The organism is Vibrio sp. 1069, assembly GCF_033340555.1.
Map to the genome: position 1 here is coordinate 1 of NZ_JAWOWP010000572.1, position 609 is coordinate 609.

The following is a 609-nucleotide window of genomic DNA, read 5'->3' on the forward strand; positions in this document are numbered from 1 at the left end:
ACAGATAGTAAGTTTTCGCCTTGTTGGACGAACTTGGAAATGTCGAATTCCGCTGTGAGTCGGCTGCCTTTACTAAAGCCGACGTACTCGCCGTTTACGTACACTTCAAAGTAGGTTTCCACGCCATCGAACTTGATGATGGTTTGTTGGTTATCCCACTGTGGACCAAGTGTAAATGTGCGTTGATAAGCGCCCGTTGGGTTGTCGGTTGGTACAAACGGGACATCGATCGGGAATGGGAAGCCTTCATCGGTGTATTGCAGATCGCCGTGGCCTTCCATTTGCCACATGTTTGGGACGGTAATGTGTCCCCAGTCGTTCATTGTTTGTGAATAAAACGCATCAGGTACCAACATTGGGTTGGTGAAATAACGGAATGTCCATTGGCCGCTGAGCAACATAAAGCGGCGACTCAGTTCACGTTGAAAGGTTTGTGCGCTCTGAACAGAGTCGTAGGAGAAAAAGTACGCACGCGGTGCCATACGATTCTCGTGTAAGTGTTGGAAGTTTTCCCAATTGTTCACGTTTTGATCTCCCCTCGGCTTGGTGCGCTTATGTTGGAGTGCGGATTGGTTTCATCGCGGCTCAACATCAGTGCAAAAACAACGG

At 48.8% G+C, this 609-nt stretch carries 1 protein-coding gene; it reads right to left on the minus strand.

The window, feature by feature from the left end:
* The coding region (locus R7040_RS27805) for a sugar-binding domain-containing protein (protein WP_411978223.1) at window positions 1-524 on the minus strand (524 nt) is incomplete at its 3' end.
* Window positions 525-609 lie beyond the last annotated feature (85 nt).